Below are 17,498 nucleotides of genomic sequence, written 5' to 3'. Positions count from 1 at the left end.
GCCTGCGGCATGGCATGTGTGCTGTGCCTGACATGGGGCCAGGCCGGGACGGCGCATGCCGCCACCGTGCAGATCGAGGTGCTGGACGCGGCCGGCAAACCCGTGGTCGATGCCGTGGTGTTTCTGGAGTCGGCACAAGCGCGTCGCCAGGTGCGCCCCCTGGCGGCGCTGGAGATGGCGCAGCAAAAAAAGCAGTTTGTGCCCGAAGTGCTGGTGGTACCGGTAGGCTCCGAGGTGCGGTTTCCCAACCACGACTCGGTTCGCCACCATGTGTATTCGTTCTCGCCGGCCAAGAAGTTCGAGCTCAAGCTCTACAGCGGCACACCGGCCAACCCCGTGCTGTTCGACCGGCCTGGCGTGGTCGTGCTGGGCTGCAATATCCATGACCAGATGGTCGGCTGGATTCTCGTGGTGGACACACCCTATTACGCACAGACCGTTGCGGCCACTGGCAAGGCGCAGATCGACAACGTGCCGGCGGGCAGCTACCGGCTGCGCACCTGGCACACGCGCCTGCCCGTCGGCGCGCCCGCACTGGACCAGGGGCTGAGCGTGCCGGTCACCGGGGCCGCCGCCGTCGCCGTGCGCATGCAGGGGTTGCAGCCTTGAAGCTGGCGGTGCTGCGGCGCAGCCTGATCGTGCGGCTGGTGGGCATGTCGCTGCTGCTGCTGCTGATCGTGCAGGCCGCCGGTTTTGCCGTGGTGCGTGCCACCATCGACCGCAACGCCCGCAGCCAGATCGCGCGCGAACTCGACACCGACGAAAACGTCTGGCGGCGGCTGCTCGACCAGAATGCCGAGAAGCTGCGCCAGGGCTCGGCTTTGCTGGCGGCCGACTACGGGTTCCGCTCGGCAGTGAACTCGGATGACGAGGAAACCATCCAGTCGGTGCTGGAGAACCATGGCAGCCGGATCGGCGCCGAGGTGACGGCGCTGCTGGACACCCGATTGAACCTGCGTTCGCTCAGCGCATCCGGCGGCGCACGCGATTTCCAGGCCGCTGTGCGGCAGGTGGCGCCGCTGCTGGCCAGCCAGCCGCAGGGCAGCCGCATGGCCGTGATCGGTGGCGTGCCCTACCAGTTTGTCATGGTGCCCATGCGGGCGCCGGTGGTGATCGGCTGGGTGCTGATGGGGTTTCCCGTCAGCCAGTCCCTGGCCGACGAAATGCGCCAGCTGCTGTCGGTGCATGTGGCCTTGCTGGTGAAGGCTGCAGATGGCGGCCTGTCCGTGCCGGTGAGCACCTTGTCCGCCGAGCCGCTGGCACTGCTGCGCCGCGATGGCATTCCCACGGGCGAACTCGATACCGATCGCGGCATTTTGCTGGCGCGCGCCAGCCCGCTGGAGACGGTGGGAGGCGAGGTTCAGGCGCTGCTGCTGCGCTCGGTGGACGAGGTGGTGGCGCCGTATCGGCAGCTGCAGGTGTTGCTGGCCATCATCACCGTGGCCGGTGTGCTGCTGTTCGCGGTGGGCAACGGCGTGATGGCGCAGCGTGTGACGACCCCCCTGCGATCGCTCCTGGCCGCCACGCGGCGGCTCTCGCGCGGCGAATACGACGTGCCGCTGGAGCACATGGATCGCGCGGACGAGATCGGCAACCTGGCGCGGTCCTTTGACAAGATGCGCGTGGATATCGGTGCGCAGCAAAGCGAGATCCGGCGGCTGGCCTATTGGGACCGGCTCACGGGCCTGCCCAACCGCGAACGTTTTCGTGCAACCGTGGTGGCGGCCATTGGCGCCAGCCCGGGCGCGCCGCAGCCGCTGGCGGTGCTGACGCTGGACCTGGATCGGTTCAAGCATGTGAACGATGTGCTCGGCTATGCCTTTGGTGACCGGCTGCTGCAGGCGGTGGCCGATCGCCTGCGCGAAGAGGTGGACGCAGCGCAGGACATGGTGGCCCGCATGGGAGGCAACGAGTTTGCCGTGTTGCTGCACGGTGCAGATGCTTCGGCAGCCCACGAGGTGGCGCGCCGCATCCACCGCTCGTTGGAAGAGCCGCTGGTGTTCGAGGACCAGAGCGTCGATCTGAGCGCGGGCATTGGCATTGCCTGCTGGCCGGGGGACGCCGACGACGCGGACACTCTGCTCAGCCGTTCCGAGATTGCCATGTATGCGGCCAAGCGCCAGCTCAGCGGTGCGCTGCGCTACGACCCCGGCTTCGATCTGGCGAGCGCGCAAACCCTGTCGTTGCTGTCCGAGCTGCGCCGTGCCGTGGAGCGCAAAGAACTGCGCCTGTACCTGCAGCCCAAGGTCGCGCTGCACGGCCAGCCGGGGCGGGCGGCCGAGGCCCTGGTGCGTTGGCAGCATCCGCAGCGTGGGTTGGTTCCTCCCGTGGATTTCATACCGTTCGCCGAGCAGACGGGGTTCGTGCGCCAGCTCACGCTGTGGGTCTTTGAAGAGGTCGCCCGCTTGCTGGCTTCGCCCCAGGCGCGGCACCTGCCGCTGCGCGTGTCGGTCAACCTGTCCACACGGGATTTGCTGGACCCCGAGCTCAGCACCCGGCTGGCGGGCATTCTGGCCCGCCACGGCGTGCAGGCCAGCGCGTTTTGCCTGGAGATCACCGAAAGCGCCATCATGGACGACCCCCAGCGCGCCGAGGCCATGCTCAACCGCCTGTCGGAGCAGGGGTTCAAGCTGTCGATTGATGATTTTGGAACCGGCTATTCGTCGCTGGCCTACCTCAAACGCCTGCCGGTGGACGAGCTCAAGATCGACAAATCCTTTGTCATGGGCATGGAGGCAGGCGAGGACGACGCCATGATCGTGCGCTCCACCATCGACCTGGCACACAACCTGGGCCTCACCGTGGTGGCCGAAGGCGTGGAAACCGCTGCCATTCTGGCGCGCCTGCGCACCCTGGCGTGCGATGAGGCGCAGGGTTACCACATCGCGCGGCCCCTGCCGGTCGACGACTTTCTGGCCTGGCAAGCCCGCCAGGGGGAAGCTTCACCGCTCTGATCGGTTTCTGGCAACGCTGGCTGATTTTCATTGGACCGTCTGGCTCCACAGGCGAAAATACCCGCCATGTCTTCTTCCCGTTCCCGTCCGCCAGCTGGCCCTGCCGCTGCTTCTGTCTCCCAGCCGAGTGATCCAGCCGCAGCTGCGCCCGCCGCCCGCCCGGTGTTGCGGCTTCCCGCCGTGGCGGCCAAGGCCAGCCCCCGGGCTTCCGCCGCGCCCGCGCGGGGCCCCGCACCGGCGCGGCCCGCAAGAGGCCCTGCGCCACCCAACTACCGCACGGCGTCCGCCGGGTTTGTGGCGCCGGTCCGCCAGGCGCCCGTGCGCTCGCCGCCTGCTGGCAAAGGCGCTGCAGGCGGTGCGGGCGGAGCAACCGGCATGGCCACATCGCGCTTGAACAAGCGCATGGCCGAGCTGGGCCTGTGCTCGCGGCGCGAGGCCGACGACTGGATTGCCCAGGGCTGGGTCAAGGTCAATGGCGAGGTGGCGGAAATGGGCGTGCAGGTGCTGCCCACCGACCGCATCGACGTGGACAAGGTCGCGCAGGGTTTTCAGGACCAGCGCGTCACCATCTTGCTGCACAAGCCCATGGGCTATGTAAGCGGCCAGGCAGAGGACGGTCACACGCCTGCCGTGGCGCTGATCAACCCGCGCACCCACTGGCGCGATGACCCCAGCCGCAACCGTTTCTCGCCGCCCCAGTTGCGCGGTCTGGCACCGGCCGGGCGGCTCGATATTGACTCGGTTGGCCTGCTGGTGCTCACGCAGGACGGACGCGTCGCGCGCCAGCTGATTGGCGAGGACTCCACCGTGGACAAGGAATACCTGGTGCGAGTGGTCTACCAGGCCCCGGGCCAGGCGCTGCCACGCCATCCGTCTGAGCGCTCCGCGCCGCTGCAGGAAATTGACGAGCGCGACCCTGTCAGCACCAATGTGCAGGCCGTGTTTCCACCCCAATTGCTGGAGCGCCTGCGCCACGGTCTGAGCCTTGACGGCGAGCCGCTCAAGCCCGCCAAGGTCGATTGGCAAAACCCCGAACAGTTGCGCTTTGTGCTCACGGAAGGCAAAAAACGCCAGATCCGCCGCATGTGCGAACTGGTGGGTCTGAAGGTGGTGGGGCTCAAGCGCATCCGCATAGGCCGCGTGACGCTGGGCAATTTGCCGGTCGGCCAGTGGCGCTACCTGTCACCCAACGAGCGGTTCTGAGCCGGCGCAGCCTGTCATTGACACCCGCCGGGTGGCCGAAAGGGCGCGAGCCCGTGGTGGAAGGCGGCGGAGTGGCTGTCTTTTGCACGCTGGCGGCAACGCGGGTGCCGGTGGAGCCACTACCATCGTGCCTTTGATCGAACAATAAGGAGGGTTTGTGAGCGACGTGAAATACCGACTGGTCACCCGCAGCGACTTTGACGGCCTGGTTTGTGCCGTGCTGCTCCATGAACTCCAGCTCATTGACGAGATCGCCTTCGCCCACCCCAAGGATATGCAGGACGGCAAGGTGGCCATCACGGCCCGCGACATCACCGCCAACCTGCCCTTTGTGCCGGGTGCGCACCTGGTGTTTGACCACCACGAGTCCGAAACCGTCAGCAACGCCGGACGGCGCGATATCAACCACATCATCGATGCGAGCGCGCCATCGGCAGCGCGCGTGATCTTCAACCATTACGGCGGCAAGGCGGCCTTCCCCCGGGTTTCCGACGACATGATGGCTGCCGTGGACCAGGCGGATTCTGCCCAATACACCCGCGAGGACATCCTCAGCCCCCAGGGCTGGGTGCTGCTCAGCTACCTCATGGATTCGCGCACCGGCCTGGGCCGCTTCAAGGAGTTTCGCATCAGCAACTACGCGCTGATGATGGACCTCATCCAGTACTGCCGCGACCATACGATTGACGAAATCCTGGCGCTGCCCGATGTGCAGGAACGCGTGGCACTCTACAAAGAGCACGCGACCAAGGCCAGAGAGCAGATACTGCATTGCGGTATCTGCATCGACAAGCTGGTGGTGCTGGACATGCGCGAGGAAGAAACCATCTGGGCGACCAACCGCTTCATGGTGTATGCGCTGTTCCCGCAGGCCACCGTGTCCGTGCAGGTGGTGTGGGGCTTGAAAAAGCAGAACACTGCGCTGGCAGCCGGAAAATCCATACTGAACCGCAGCAGCAATGCCCATCTGGGCAATCTGATGCTGGAGTTTGGCGGCAACGGGCATGCCGACGCAGGCGACTGCCAGGTGCCCAACGACAAGGCCGATCAGGTGCTGCAAGCCCTGGTGCAGCGCATCACGGCCGCTGGCTGAGCCTTTTTCGTCCGGCCAATACGGCTCTCCCGTGCGCGGAGAGCCTTTCACCCCAGGGCTTCGAGCGGGCAGGGCCTTGAAACCCCGCAACCCGCCCATAACTGCCGCCTGCCGGTATTGGCAGGGGCGGGTTCAAGCCCTGCCACGCATATTTCATTGATTCCAACACGAGAAAAACCACCATGAGCAAACAAACCCTGTCGTTTCAGGCCGAAGTTGCCCAGCTGCTGCACCTGGTCACCCATTCGCTGTATTCCAACCAGGAGATATTCCTGCGCGAGCTCGTCTCCAACGCGTCGGACGCCTGCGACAAGCTGCGCTTCGAGGCGCTGAACAACAACGCCCTGTACGAAGACGCACCCAACCTGGAAGTGCGCGTCACCTTCGACAAGGCCGCCAAGACGCTCACCATCACCGACAACGGCATCGGCATGAGCGAGCAGGAGGCCATCGACCACTTGGGGACCATTGCCAAGAGCGGCACCAAGGACTTCATGGGCAAGCTCTCGGGCGACCAGAAGCAGGATGCCCAGCTCATCGGCCAGTTTGGCGTGGGTTTTTACTCGGGCTTCATCGTGGCCGACAAGATCACCGTGGAATCGCGCCGCGCGGGCCTGCCGGCTGAGCAAGGCGTGCGCTGGACCAGTGGCGGCAGTGGCGATTTCGAGGTGGAAACCATCGCCCGCCCCGCGCGCGGCACCAGCGTCATCCTGCACCTGCGCGACGATGCAGAGGAATACCTCAACGCCTGGAAGCTCAAGCAGGTCATCGCCAAATACTCCGACCACATCAGCCTGCCCATCCTGATGGAAAAGGAAGAGTGGAAAGACGGCGAGCTCATCAACCCCGGAGACGAAAACGGTGGCCGCCAGCCCGGCGGCATGGTCAAGACCGGCGAATGGGAAACGGTGAACAAGGCCAGCGCCCTGTGGACGCGCCCCAAGAAAGACATCACCGACGAGCAGTACCAGGAGTTCTACAAGGCCATCAGCCACGACCACGAGGCGCCGTTGACCTGGGCGCACAACCGCGTCGAGGGCAACACTGAATACACGCAGCTCTTGTACATCCCCGCCAAGGCGCCGTTTGACCTGTGGAACCGCGACAAGAAGGCGGGCATCAAGCTCTACGTCAAGCGCGTGTTCATCATGGACGATGCCGAGGCGCTGATGCCCAGCTACCTGCGCTTCGTCAAGGGCGTGATTGATTCGAGCGACCTGCCGCTCAACGTGAGCCGCGAGCTGCTGCAGGAAAGCCGCGACGTGCGCGCCATCCGCGAGGGCAGTACCAAACGCGTGCTCTCCATGCTGGAAGACTTGGCCAAGCACGACAAGCACGACACCGCGGCCAACGCTGATGGTGTGACCGATGTGGTAGACGCCGACGACAAGGCCAAGGAAGGCAAGTACACCGCGTTCTACGGCGAGTTCGGCGCCGTGCTGAAAGAAGGCCTGGGCGAAGACTTCGGTAACCGCGAGCGCCTGGCCAAGCTGCTGCGCTTCGCCAGCACCACCAGCGACGCCGTGACGGTGAGTTTTGCCGACTACAAGGCGCGCATGAAGGAAGGCCAGGAGGCCATTTACTACATCACCGCCGACACCCTGGCCGCTGCCAAGAACAGCCCGCAGCTCGAAGTCTTCAAGAAGAAGGGCATCGAAGTCCTCTTGATGACCGACCGCGTGGACGAGTGGGCGCTGAACTACCTGCACGACTTCGACGGTACTCCGTTGCAAAGCGTGGCCAAGGGCGCAGTGGACCTGGGCACGCTGCAGGACGAGGCCGAGAAGAAGGCAGCCGAGGAAGCCGCCGAAGCCTTTAAACCCGTGCTGGCCAAGCTGAAAGAAGCGCTGAAGGACAAGGCCGAGGACGTGCGCGTGACCACCCGCCTGGTCGATTCACCCGCATGCCTGGTGGTGCAGGACGACGGCATGAGCACCCAGCTCGCCCGCATGCTCAAGCAGGCTGGCCAGCAGGCGCCCGAATCCAAACCCGTGCTGGAGGTGAACGCCGAGCACCCGTTGGTCAAAAAGCTCGATGGCAGCGCGCACTTCCACGACCTGGCCCACATCCTGTTCGACCAGGCCCTGCTGGCCGAAGGTGGCCTGCCCGAAGACCCGGCCGCTTATGTGAAACGGGTGAACGCCCTGTTGGTTTGATTTGATTAAAAAACGGCTCTAGCCCTTTATTGATAAGCGCTGGCAGCTATTGAAATCATAGTTAAAAAGCCCCGGTGATGGCGACATCACCGGGGCTTTTTGCTGGGGTCCGCAGTGGTTGCGGCAGTGAGTTTTGGGGTCAGGCTGCGCAGGCGCTTGCAGGGGCGTGGCGGTGGTGAATCCAGCGCAGGCCTTCGCTGGTGGCGTAGTGCGCAGCGGCGGCGTTGTCGGCAAACACCGAAGCCAGGCGCAGCACGCGGTCGTGCGTGCCGCTGCCCGAGCCCGAGCGGATCGACACGGACGCAGCGAAGCGGCCATCGTCAAGCAGCCGGGTCAGCGGGGAAACAAGGTATTTGCCAACGGTCGTGTTGGTGTGGGAATGGGTCATGGTAAGGGGCCGGTCTCATGCGCGGCGTCAATCAAAATGCAAGTGAAATGGCCCTCGGGGAGGGCCGGGTGGATCGATCCTGGGTTGTCATCCCCCTGCGGGGAACCCGGAGCACACCTGAAAAAAGTCGCACATGCCAGAGCGAAACTTTGGTGGCTGGTTTTTGGGAGAAACCGGCGCACAGGCGCAACGGCCATTCAAAAGAGGCGGCGCGCGGACTGGGCTGTCGTTTTATAGCGCGCCATTATGAAATCATGGCTTTATCGAACCGCTGATTATATGGCGCCGTGCCAAGCGGCCCATCTCGCACTGCCAACCGCGATGCCCCCGTGGGGATGGTGAGCCAATTTCAGACGGCTGCACGCGTCCGCATCAGGCCACCAGCGGCGCTTCCTGCATCGCTTCGATCTGCTCTTGCAGCATATCCACCTGGCCACGCCAGTAGTCACTGCTGCCAAACCAGGGGAAATTGATGGGAAAGATCGGGTCTTCCCAGCGCCGGGCCAGCCAGGCGCTGTAGTGGATCAGGCGCAGGGTGCGCAGCGGCTCGATCAGCGCCAGCTCACGCCGGTCGAATGAGCGGAACTGTTCATAACCGTCGATCAACGCACCGAGCTGGTGGGTGCGCTGGCGCCGGTCGCCGGACAGCAGCATCCACAGGTCCTGCACCGCCGGGCCCATGCGGGCGTCGTCCAGGTCGACAAAATGTGGGCCGCCGCGCCCCCATTCGTCCAGTGGCGTCCACAGGATGTTGCCGGGGTGGCAGTCGCCATGCAGGCGCAGCAGGGTGGCATCTTTCAAGAGAAATTGGCCTCCAGCGCTTTCCTGTAAAGCGCTGGAAGCTATCAAATCAAGAGCGGTCTTGCAGGCATCGCGCCAAGCCGATTGCACGTCGAGCGGGATCAGCTCGTGCTCCAGCAGCCAGTCGCGTGGTTCTGCGCCAAAGCCTTGCAAATCCAGTGCGGGGCGGTGCGTGAACGGGCGTGCCGCACCCACGGTGTGGATGCGGGCCAGAAAGCGGCCTATCCATTCGAGCACCTCGAAGTCGTCCAGCTCGGGCTGGCGGCCGCCGCGCCAGGGGCTGACCGAGAACTGGAAGCCACCAAATGGGTGCAGCGTGCGGCCTGCCAGCACCAGCGGGCCAACGGCCGGAACCTCGGCGGCCATGAGCTCGGCGGCAAAGGCGTGCTCTTCGAGAATCTGGGCCTCGCTCCAGCGCTCCGGGCGGTAGAACTTGGCGACCACGCGCTCGCCGTCTTCCAGCGTGACCTGGTAGACGCGGTTTTCGTAGGATGACAGCGCCATCAGTCGCCCGTCGCCATACAGGCCCACGCTGGCCAGTGCATCCAGCACCACGTCGGGTGTGAGGGTGGCAAAGGGGTGGAGTGGCGTGGCGTCGGGGGTGTGGTGCATCTGGGCATTGTCGCTGGCTGGCTGCGCGTTGCCCTCGGGCGCACCATGCCATTCGTTCTGTGATGGAATTCCTAAATACCCCAACGGCCCTGGCAGTCTGCTGGACCTTCCGTGTCTGGTCGCTGCCACGCGACGAAAGCTCAAGACGCATGCACCTGTTTCTCCACTCAACCCTTGAGAACCCTCCCCGCAGGACAGCCGTCGCCTTGGCGCTGGCGCTGGGCCTGTGGGGGCAAACCGCCATGGCCACTGAAGAACCTGCTTACGAAAAACTGTCCACGCACGGGCACATCGAGCTGCGCCGCTATGCGCCGTTCATCGTTGCCGAGACCACGGTCGCGGGCGATATGGATGCGGCCTCGAACAAGGGCTTTCGCGCCATCGCCGACTACATCTTTGGCAACAACGTGGCGGCGGGGGCTGCCCCGGCCAAGGGCGCAGAAAAGATCGCGATGACGGCCCCCGTGGCGCTGGAGCCCGTCAGCCCGCCGCCGCCGCAGACCATCGCGATGACGGCGCCTGTGGCTTTGCAGCCGCTGCCCCCTGCCAGCGCACAGGCCGGCCAGGCGCTCCCCGCGCTGCAGGGCGCCCAAAGCTGGCGCGTGCATTTTGTGATGCCCGCCAAATACACCCTGGCTACCTTGCCCAGGCCCAACAACCCGGCGGTGACCTTGCGTGAAGTACCGGCCAAGACCTGGGCGGTGTTGAGCTACTCGGGGTTCAACACCGAAGCCATCGTCCAGCAGCGCACCGATGAACTGGTGGCTTGGCTGGCCGCGCAGCAGATCAAGACCCGTGGCAGCCCCCAGCTGGCCCGCTACAACCCGCCGTGGACCCTGCCCATGTTTCGGCGCAACGAGATCATGCTGGAGATAGAACCTGGAAACCCCAGTTGACCGCTTGCGAACGGTGGACTGACGCACAGGAGAGCGCTGCGTCGTCACACCTTGCCTGGCACGCCGATCACGGCACTGTCGGGCACATCCAGCGGAGGTTTCCAGGCTGAATAGGCCAGATGCTCCCCACCGTTTGGGCCATGTCATACTTTGTTACATGCGGATGTGACTCCGTGCATGAAACAGTAGGACGCACGAATGGCGTTGAGCATCAAAACCAAGATATGGCTGCCTGCCATTGCACTGAGCATCGGTCTGGTGCTCATGTCCACCGGCTCTGCCGTGCGCACGGTGAAGTCGCAGGCCATCACGGTCAAGGAGCAGTCCGACCAGCAAAGCAAGCTGGAGCTGGCGTCGCGCTGGCGCGGGCTGGTCGAGGCACAGGCGTTGCGCACCCTGGGGGCGGCACTGGCGTCCGATGAGGCTTCGGCGGCCCTGTTGCAGGGCGGGCAGGAGCAGGCCCTGCAAGAACTCACCCAGGTGCAATCGTCTCTGAGCGCGCTGCTCACCGACACCATGGAGCGCGCAGCCCTGGAAGCCGCCACCAGCCAGGCGCAGGCGCTGAAGGCTTCGCTGGACGCTGCGCAAAAGCTCAAGGCTGCGGGCGACGCAGCCGCGTTGCAGGCGCACATCCAGGGCGACACCCAGGGCAAGCTCAAAGCCTTGCAGACCGCGCAGCAGGACATGGTGCGCCTGACCGAACGCGGCGCCACCGAACTGCGCGACAAGGCCGGCAACGAGCGCCTGAAAACCGTGTGGGGCGTGGCGGGCATCATGGCCATCATCATTGCAGCGGTGTGCATCGGCACGCGGCTGGTGCAGCGCAGCGTGACCGAGCCCCTGGCCGACATCGTGCAGGTGACGCGCTCGATTGGCGAGGGCGACCTGACGGTGCGCATCGTCACCGATCGCCAGGACGAGATGGGCGAAGTGCTGCGCGCGCTGGCGCAGATGTCGAATTCGCTGGCCGAACTGGTGGGGCAGGTGCAGCGCTCGGCGGGCAGCATTGGCGCCGCCAGTGTCGAAATCGCCCATGGAAACCATGACCTGTCCAACCGCACCGAGGCCACTGCCGCCAACCTGCAGCGCGCATCGTCCACACTGGACCACCTCAGCGGCGTGGTGGGCCAGTCGGCCACTTCGGCGCGTGAGGCTAACGCGCTGGCGGCCTCGGCCTACACCGTGGCGCAAAGCGGCGGTCAGTCGGTGAGCGAGGTGGTGAAGACCATGCACCGCATCGACCACTCTTCCAAGAAGATTGTGGACATCATTGCCGTGATCGACGGCATTGCCTTCCAGACCAACATCCTGGCGCTGAACGCCGCCGTGGAAGCGGCCCGTGCCGGAGAGCAGGGGCGCGGCTTTGCAGTGGTGGCCAGCGAGGTGCGCTCGCTGGCCGGGCGCTCGGCCGAGGCCGCACGCGAGGTCAAGGCGCTGATCTCCGCCTCGGTGGAGAACGTGGAAGCCGGCACGGCGCTGGTGGACCGCGCCGGGCAGACCATGCAGGAGATCGTGCAGTCGGTGCAGCGCGTCAGCGGCATCATCGAGGAGATTTCTGCCAGCTCCGCCGAACAAAGCAGCCACATGCAGCAGGTGAACTCCACCGTGGGCGAGCTGGAGCAAATGACCCAGCAGAACGCGGCGCTGGTGGAAGAAAGTGCAGCGGCTGCCGGTGCCATGAGCGAGCAGGCCGCCGTGCTCGAACGGCTGGTGGGGCGCTTCAAGCTGGCCGGGGCGGCGCACCAGTCTTCTTACGCACCATCGCCCGCGCTGCTGACCCGAAGCTAGTTCGAGAGGGCCGCAGCCTCTGATGGCCGCACGCTGGCCAGTGCATCCAGCACCATGTCGGGTGTGAGGGTGGAAAAAGGGTGCAGGCCAGGCGCTTCTGGGGAAATGGTCATCGGGCCATCGTCGCCTGCCGTTCAGCGCGGGAGGCGCATGGCCAGCGGATACCCCCGGTCGGGTGTCGTCACGGCGTATTGCATGCGGGGGCTGTGGGCCGTGCCGCGCCCCCACACGCCTTGGGGCTTGGCGAATGCGCGATGCCCTGGCAGGGGCTGGCACGCTTCACCGGCCAAGCGGCAGGCGTTGGGCAAAGTAATCGGGCATGGCGCCTGTGGCGCGAATGGCGGCGGCAGCAGCGCCGTGGTCGTAGGGCACGCGCACAAAGCGCAGCAACCAGACATCGGTGTCGAGCAGGGCATACATGGCACGCGGGTCGCCGTCGCGCGGCTGGCCTACCGAGCCGATGGTCGCCACCCACTGCTGCGGTGGCGGCACCGGAAGGGCCACGCCCGGCTGGGGTGTAAAGCACACGAGCCCGCGCCAGGTGCCGCGCTGGTACAGCGTTTGCTGGTGCACATGGCCGCAAAACACATGGCAGATGCCGGGGCGCCGGGTTGCGGCGTCCAGGCATTGCGCTGCTGCGGTTTCGTTGTCCACATAAGGCCAGCGCTCGGGGGTGTCTGCGCTGGCATGTGCCAGCAGCACGCCGCCGATCTCGGCGACCAGGGGGCGGGCAGCAAGAAAGGCGCGCTCTTGCGGCGTGAGCTGTTCGTGCGTCCACTGGGCCCCGTATGCCGCCACGGTACTGGCCGCCCGGTCACCGGGTTTTGGAGGGTGCACGGCCAGGGCGTCATGGTTGCCACCAATCACGCAGTGGCCGTCTGCCACCAGCGCCATGGCCTGCCGTACCACGTAGCCGGGGTCGGCGCCATAGCCCACCAGATCGCCCAGCCAGGCAAAGCGCTCAGCGCCTTGCGCTCGGGCGTGGCTCATGCACGCGTCAAGGGCCTGGCGGTTGGAATGAATGTCTGACAGCAGGGCCAGCTTCATGGATGTCTCCTTGAGACGCCATCATGCCCCGTCTGGCTGAGACCTGGCTTGCACGTACCCATGCGCCTGAGAGATGTGCGCGATTTTGTTGCGCAGAGCGGCAAATCTGGCGGCAAGGCCGGATGCCATTGGCAAGCGACGGGGCAGCAGCGGCGCACGCGGCGCGCTGGTGCGGCCCCGGTGGTTCAGACCAGTGTCAGCGCCACGTCGATGTTGCCGCGCGTGGCGTTGGAGTAGGGGCACACCTGGTGGGCCGCATCCACCAGGGCTTGGGCGGCGCTGCGGTCCATGCCGGGCAGGCTGATGGCCAGGCGCACGGCGATGCCATAACCTGCACCCACCTTGCCCAGGTCCACGCTGGCGTCAACGGCCAGGTCCTGTGGCAGGGTGATTTTTTGCATACCAGCCACGGCCTTCATGGCGCCGATGAAGCAGGCCGAATAGCCAGCGGCAAACAGCTGCTCGGGGTTGGTGCCGGTGCCAGCCGTGCCGGGAGACGACAGCTTGATGTCCAGGCGGCCGTCATCGGTGCGCGAGGTGCCGTCGCGGCCTCCGGTGGTGTGGGCGTTGGCGGTGTACAGAACTTTTTCGAGCGAGGCCATGGAATTTTCCTTTGAGGGTAATGCCCGCAGCGCGGGACGGGGTGGGAACAGAAAGGGGTGGATGGGATCAAGGCGCGCTCAGGCGTGCGCGCAGTGTCTTGAGCTGGCCGGTAAGTGCTGCCAGCTCGGGCAGCGAGCACTGGCTGCGTTGCAGCACACAGGGCGGAATGCTTTCGGCGGCATCGCGCAGCAACCGCCCTGCGGGGGTCAGGCTGATGCGCACGCGCCGCTCGTCTTCGGCATCGCGCAGGCGGGCAATCAGGCCCGAGGCTTCGAGCCGTTTGAGCAGCGGGGTGAGCGTGCCCGAATCCAGATACAGGCGCTCGCCCAGTGCGCTTACCGTGACGCCGTCGCCCTCCCACAGCACCAGCATCACCAGGTATTGCGGATAGGTCAGGCCAATGGCGTCCAGCAGCGGCTTGTACAGCTTGGTCATGGCCAGCGAGGCGGAATACAGCGCAAAGCACACCTGGTTGTCCAGTTGCAGGGTGGCGGGGCTGGGTGAGAGGGGCGAGGGCTTGCGTGGCATGGGTTGAATTATTGCTGTCAATTAAATTGTGTGCAATTTAATCAAGAAAAGCCCCTATTGAAGAACGGACTTCAGAACATCGGGCGGCCCAAAAAGAAAAGGCGCCCTCGGGCGCCTTGTGCTGTGCCTTGCGTGACCGCAGGGCTTGTTGGCTCAGTAGCTGTAAACGCCACGGCCCGTCTTGCGGCCCAGGCGACCGGCGGCCACCATTTCGCGCAGCAGGGGGCAGGCGCGGTATTTGCTGTCGCCAAACTCCTGCAAGTACACGTCCATCACGGCCAGGCACACGTCCAGGCCCACCATGTCGGCCAGGGCCAGCGGGCCAATCGGCTGGTTGCAGCCCAGCTTCATGCCGGCGTCGATGTCTTCGGGTGTGGCCAGGCCTTCGGCCAGCACAAAGAAGGCCTCGTTGATCATGGGCACCAGGATGCGGTTGACCACGAAGCCCGGGGCGTTCTTCACGGTGATGGGGCTCTTGCCCAGCGCCACGGCCATGGCCTTGACGGCGTCGTGCGTGGCGTCGCTGGTTTGCAGGCCACGGATGATCTCGACCAGCGCCATCATGGGCACGGGGTTGAAGAAGTGCATGCCGATGAACTTGTCGGCGCGGCTGGTGGCGGCGGCCAGCTTGGTGATGGAGATGGAGGACGTGTTGGAGGCAATGATCACGTCAGGGCCGACGATGCCGTCGACCTGCTTGAGGATCTTGAGCTTGAGCTCGTAGTTCTCGGTGGCGGCCTCGATGACGAGCTGGGCGGCCTTCAGGTCGTCGTAGCTGGTGGAGGTCTGGATGCACGCCAGGGCTGCGTCCTTGTCGGCCTGGGTGATCTTTTCTTTTTTGATCAGGCGGTCGAGGCTGCCCGAGACGGTGGCCAGGCCTTTTTGCACGGCGGCCTCAGAGATGTCGACCATGACGACCTTGATGCCCTTGACCGCGCATGCCTGCGCAATGCCATTGCCCATGGTGCCCGCGCCGATGATGCCAACTGTGGTGATGCTCATGTGGAATGCTCTCTGAAAAGTGAAACAACAGGCATCATCGTATCGGTATATGACACCCGTTTCACCGCGCCTGGCGGGCTGGCCAATGCGGTGCAGGGATCAGATTTTTAGAGATTATTGGCGCCAAGAGCTTATGCAGCTTGCGATAGCAGCTATTATATTAATAGCAATTCAAGCCTTGAAGCGCTTGCGTGTCAGCGCCAGCGCCACCCAAAAAGCCGCCACGGTGGTGACCACCAGCACCAGCCCGTGGCGCATCACGTTGTCGGGCCACTGGTCCATGAACAGCGGCCGCACCAGCTCGACCGCATTGGTCAGCGGCAGCCAGTCGGAAATGGCGCGCACCACGGGCGGCAACTGCTCGCGCGGGAAGAACACGCCTGACAAAAACATCATGGGCGTGAGCACCAGCGTGAAGTAGTAGGTGAAAAAATCGTAGCCCTTGGCCAGCGCGTTGAAGATGAGCGCAATGCTGGAAAACATGATGCCGACAAAGAGCAGCACCGGCCAGGCCACCAGCAGCTTGGGGCTGTGGCTGATGTCCAGTGCCAGCATCACGCCCAAAATGGCGGTCACGGTGAACAGCGCCTTGAAAGCGGCCCACAGCATTTCGGCCAGCACCACATCGTCCAGGCTGATGGGCGCGTTCATGATGCCGTCCCAGGTTTTTTGCACATGCATGCGCGAAAACGCCGAATACAGCGCCTCAAAACTCGCAGCGTTCATGGCGCTCATGCAGATCGAGCCGCTGGCCAGAAACAGGATGTAGGGCACCGCCTGACCATTCACATGGAGCTGCCCCACCAGTGCGCCCATGCCGTAGCCAAAGGCCACCAGCCACATCAGCGGCTCGGCAATGTTGCCCACCAGGCTGGGAATGGCCAGCTTGCGCCACACCAGCAGGTTGCGCAAAAACACCGGCCACCAGCGGGTTGACAGGCTGGGCGCACGCCACACGGATGCAGGAAGCGGGCTGACAGTGGCAGAGGCGGATGGGAGGGGTGTTGACATGCGCCTATTGTGCGATGTTGTCCGTCCGGACGACAGCCCCGGCGGTAGAGTGCGACCATCGCTTAAAGTCACCACCAACGCGGGGCCGGTGCGCGCACCCCCCGTCCGTTGCCTCGATTTTTCTTCCACTTTTTCTGAAGCACCCACCATGACCACCCTTGGAACCCCCTTGTCGCCCCATGCCACCAAAGTCATGCTGCTGGGGTCGGGCGAGCTGGGCAAGGAAGTGCTGATTGCGCTGCAGCGCCTGGGCGTGGAAACCCTTGCGGTCGATCGTTACGACAACGCCCCCGGCCAGCAGGTGGCGCACCACGCGCGCACCATCGCCATGAGCGACCCGGCGCAGCTCAAGGCCCTGATCGAGGCTGAGCGCCCGCACCTCGTGGTGCCCGAGATCGAGGCCATCGCCACCCCCATGCTCGAAGAGCTGGAGGCCGCTGGCACGGTGCGCGTGATCCCCACGGCCCGCGCCGCGCGCCTGACGATGGACCGCGAAGGCATTCGCCGCCTTGCGGCCGAAACGCTGGGCCTGCCCACCAGCCCGTATAAATTTTGCGACTCGCTGGCCGAGCTGCAGGCGGCTATCAAAGGCGAGAACGGCGTTGGCATCGGCTACCCCTGCATCGTCAAGCCCGTGATGAGCAGCTCGGGCAAGGGCCAGAGCAAGATCGACGGCCCGGCCGACGTCCAAAAGGCCTGGGACTACGCCATGGCCGGTGGCCGCGTGAGCCACGGGCGCGTGATCGTCGAGGGCTTTGTCGATTTCGACTACGAAATCACCCTGCTGACCGTGCGCGCCGTGGGCAACGACGGCAACGTGCAAACGCAGTTCTGCGAACCCATCGGCCACCTGCAGGTGCACGGCGACTATGTGGAGAGCTGGCAACCCCAGCCCATGTCATCGGTCGCTTTGAAGCGTGCCAAGGCCATCGCCCAGGCGGTGACCGACAACCTGGGCGGCCAGGGCGTCTTCGGGGTGGAGCTGTTTGTGCAGGGCGACCAGGTCTGGTTCAGCGAAGTGAGCCCCCGCCCGCACGACACGGGCCTGGTCACGCTGTGCACGCAGCACCAGAGCGAATTTGAGCTGCACGCCCGCGCCATCCTCGGCCTGCCGGTGGACACCAGCCTGCGCAACCCCGGCGCCAGCGCCGTCATCTACGGCGGTGTGGAGGCCGCAGGCATCGTGTTCGACGGGGTGGAAGAAGCCCTGCGCGTGCCCGGCACCGACCTGCGCCTGTTTGGCAAGCCCGAGAGCTTTGCCCGGCGCCGCATGGGCGTGGCGCTGGCGCGTGCGGGCGATGTGGAGACGGCGCGGGGCCATGCCAAGCTCGCGGCCAGCAAGGTCAAACCGCGCAAGGCGTGATGTTAAAAATTTAAGCCAAATTGGCCTCTAGCGCTTATCCAGCAAGCGCTAGT

Annotated in this window: 15 protein-coding genes; 8 read left to right on the top strand and 7 right to left on the bottom strand. The window is 65.1% G+C overall.

What is annotated here, in order from left to right:
• Positions 1-9: 9 nt before the first annotated feature.
• The 5 genes from K226_RS0101590 (at position 10) to htpG (ending at position 7,406) form a co-directional block, all read left to right on the top strand.
• A complete protein-coding gene (locus tag K226_RS0101590) occupies positions 10-609 on the top strand; it encodes a methylamine utilization protein (protein WP_155886524.1) in 600 nt (199 codons plus the stop codon).
• A gap of 44 nt (positions 610-653) precedes the next feature.
• Positions 654-2,954 carry a bifunctional diguanylate cyclase/phosphodiesterase gene (locus tag K226_RS0101585; protein ID WP_051463501.1) on the top strand — a complete coding sequence of 767 codons (2,301 nt, stop codon included), beginning with the start codon at positions 654-656 and terminating at the stop codon, positions 2,952-2,954.
• 375 nt (positions 2,955-3,329) lie between these two features.
• The gene (locus K226_RS0101580) at positions 3,330-4,157 is read left to right on the top strand and encodes a pseudouridine synthase (RefSeq protein ID WP_035241227.1); all 828 of its coding nucleotides are present in this window, start codon (positions 3,330-3,332) and stop codon (positions 4,155-4,157) included.
• A 157-nt stretch (positions 4,158-4,314) separates the two neighbouring features.
• The gene (locus tag K226_RS0101575) at positions 4,315-5,250 is read left to right on the top strand and encodes an exopolyphosphatase (RefSeq protein ID WP_024813123.1); all 936 of its coding nucleotides are present in this window, start codon (positions 4,315-4,317) and stop codon (positions 5,248-5,250) included.
• A 182-nt stretch (positions 5,251-5,432) separates the two neighbouring features.
• Positions 5,433-7,406, top strand: a complete 1,974-nt coding sequence (htpG, locus tag K226_RS0101570; protein ID WP_024813122.1) for a molecular chaperone HtpG — start codon at positions 5,433-5,435, stop codon at positions 7,404-7,406.
• 139 nt (positions 7,407-7,545) lie between these two features.
• Here the strand turns inward: htpG and K226_RS0101565 are convergent, their stop codons facing one another.
• Positions 7,546-7,794, bottom strand: coding sequence for a hypothetical protein (locus K226_RS0101565; protein ID WP_024813121.1), 249 nt, complete (start codon positions 7,792-7,794; stop codon positions 7,546-7,548).
• 372 nt (positions 7,795-8,166) lie between these two features.
• Complete coding sequence (locus tag K226_RS0101560; RefSeq protein WP_024813120.1) at positions 8,167-9,207, bottom strand: serine/threonine protein kinase; 1,041 nt, start codon at positions 9,205-9,207, stop codon at positions 8,167-8,169.
• Positions 9,208-9,356: 149 nt separating this feature from the next.
• Between K226_RS0101560 and K226_RS0101555 the strand changes: the two genes are divergently transcribed.
• Together K226_RS0101555 and K226_RS18590 are read left to right on the top strand one after the other, a co-directional pair.
• A complete protein-coding gene (locus tag K226_RS0101555) occupies positions 9,357-10,103 on the top strand; it encodes a heme-binding protein (RefSeq protein WP_238324188.1) in 747 nt (248 codons plus the stop codon).
• A gap of 198 nt (positions 10,104-10,301) precedes the next feature.
• Entirely contained in the window at positions 10,302-11,891 is a 1,590-nt protein-coding gene (locus tag K226_RS18590) for a methyl-accepting chemotaxis protein (RefSeq protein ID WP_051463451.1), read from the top strand.
• A 279-nt stretch (positions 11,892-12,170) separates the two neighbouring features.
• Here the strand turns inward: K226_RS18590 and K226_RS0101545 are convergent, their stop codons facing one another.
• From K226_RS0101545 to K226_RS0101525, 5 genes are all read right to left on the bottom strand, one after another.
• Entirely contained in the window at positions 12,171-12,938 is a 768-nt protein-coding gene (locus tag K226_RS0101545; protein ID WP_024815545.1) for a metallophosphoesterase, read from the bottom strand.
• A gap of 185 nt (positions 12,939-13,123) precedes the next feature.
• A complete protein-coding gene (locus K226_RS0101540; RefSeq protein ID WP_024813118.1) occupies positions 13,124-13,540 on the bottom strand; it encodes an organic hydroperoxide resistance protein in 417 nt (138 codons plus the stop codon).
• 67 nt (positions 13,541-13,607) lie between these two features.
• On the bottom strand, positions 13,608-14,069 hold the full coding sequence (locus K226_RS0101535) for a MarR family winged helix-turn-helix transcriptional regulator (RefSeq protein ID WP_024813117.1): 462 nt from the start codon (positions 14,067-14,069) through the stop codon (positions 13,608-13,610).
• A gap of 153 nt (positions 14,070-14,222) precedes the next feature.
• On the bottom strand, positions 14,223-15,071 hold the full coding sequence (locus tag K226_RS0101530) for a 3-hydroxybutyryl-CoA dehydrogenase (protein ID WP_024813116.1): 849 nt from the start codon (positions 15,069-15,071) through the stop codon (positions 14,223-14,225).
• 171 nt (positions 15,072-15,242) lie between these two features.
• Positions 15,243-16,082 (bottom strand): ABC transporter permease, encoded by an 840-nt coding sequence (locus K226_RS0101525; protein ID WP_024813115.1) that lies wholly within the window; start codon positions 16,080-16,082, stop codon positions 15,243-15,245.
• A gap of 148 nt (positions 16,083-16,230) precedes the next feature.
• Between K226_RS0101525 and purT the strand changes: the two genes are divergently transcribed.
• Complete coding sequence (purT, locus tag K226_RS0101520) at positions 16,231-17,445, top strand: formate-dependent phosphoribosylglycinamide formyltransferase (protein ID WP_024813114.1); 1,215 nt, start codon at positions 16,231-16,233, stop codon at positions 17,443-17,445.
• Positions 17,446-17,498: the final 53 nt, after the last annotated feature.

Source organism: Acidovorax sp. JHL-3, from assembly GCF_000526295.1.
Classification (GTDB): Bacteria; Pseudomonadota; Gammaproteobacteria; order Burkholderiales; family Burkholderiaceae_C; genus Acidovorax; species Acidovorax defluvii.
Note: the sequence above shows the minus strand (reverse complement) of the source record. Positions and strands in the feature narration are given on the sequence as shown.

What these genes read in the sequence shown, in the direction of transcription:
- K226_RS0101590 (WP_155886524.1), top strand. Translation starts at nt 10, where the DNA reads ATGGCATGTGTGCTGTGCCTGACATGGGGCCAGGCCGGGACGGCGCAT.
- K226_RS0101585 (WP_051463501.1), top strand. Translation starts at nt 654, where the DNA reads ATGTCGCTGCTGCTGCTGCTGATCGTGCAGGCCGCCGGTTTTGCCGTG.
- K226_RS0101580 (WP_035241227.1), top strand. Translation starts at nt 3,330, where the DNA reads ATGGCCACATCGCGCTTGAACAAGCGCATGGCCGAGCTGGGCCTGTGC.
- htpG (WP_024813122.1), top strand. Translation starts at nt 5,433, where the DNA reads ATGAGCAAACAAACCCTGTCGTTTCAGGCCGAAGTTGCCCAGCTGCTG.
- K226_RS0101565 (WP_024813121.1), bottom strand. Translation starts at nt 7,794, where the DNA reads ATGACCCATTCCCACACCAACACGACCGTTGGCAAATACCTTGTTTCC.
- K226_RS0101560 (WP_024813120.1), bottom strand. Translation starts at nt 9,207, where the DNA reads ATGCACCACACCCCCGACGCCACGCCACTCCACCCCTTTGCCACCCTC.
- K226_RS0101555 (WP_238324188.1), top strand. Translation starts at nt 9,357, where the DNA reads ATGCACCTGTTTCTCCACTCAACCCTTGAGAACCCTCCCCGCAGGACA.
- K226_RS18590 (WP_051463451.1), top strand. Translation starts at nt 10,302, where the DNA reads ATGGCGTTGAGCATCAAAACCAAGATATGGCTGCCTGCCATTGCACTG.
- K226_RS0101545 (WP_024815545.1), bottom strand. Translation starts at nt 12,938, where the DNA reads ATGAAGCTGGCCCTGCTGTCAGACATTCATTCCAACCGCCAGGCCCTT.
- K226_RS0101540 (WP_024813118.1), bottom strand. Translation starts at nt 13,540, where the DNA reads ATGGCCTCGCTCGAAAAAGTTCTGTACACCGCCAACGCCCACACCACC.
- K226_RS0101535 (WP_024813117.1), bottom strand. Translation starts at nt 14,069, where the DNA reads ATGCCACGCAAGCCCTCGCCCCTCTCACCCAGCCCCGCCACCCTGCAA.
- K226_RS0101530 (WP_024813116.1), bottom strand. Translation starts at nt 15,071, where the DNA reads ATGAGCATCACCACAGTTGGCATCATCGGCGCGGGCACCATGGGCAAT.
- K226_RS0101525 (WP_024813115.1), bottom strand. Translation starts at nt 16,082, where the DNA reads ATGTCAACACCCCTCCCATCCGCCTCTGCCACTGTCAGCCCGCTTCCT.
- purT (WP_024813114.1), top strand. Translation starts at nt 16,231, where the DNA reads ATGACCACCCTTGGAACCCCCTTGTCGCCCCATGCCACCAAAGTCATG.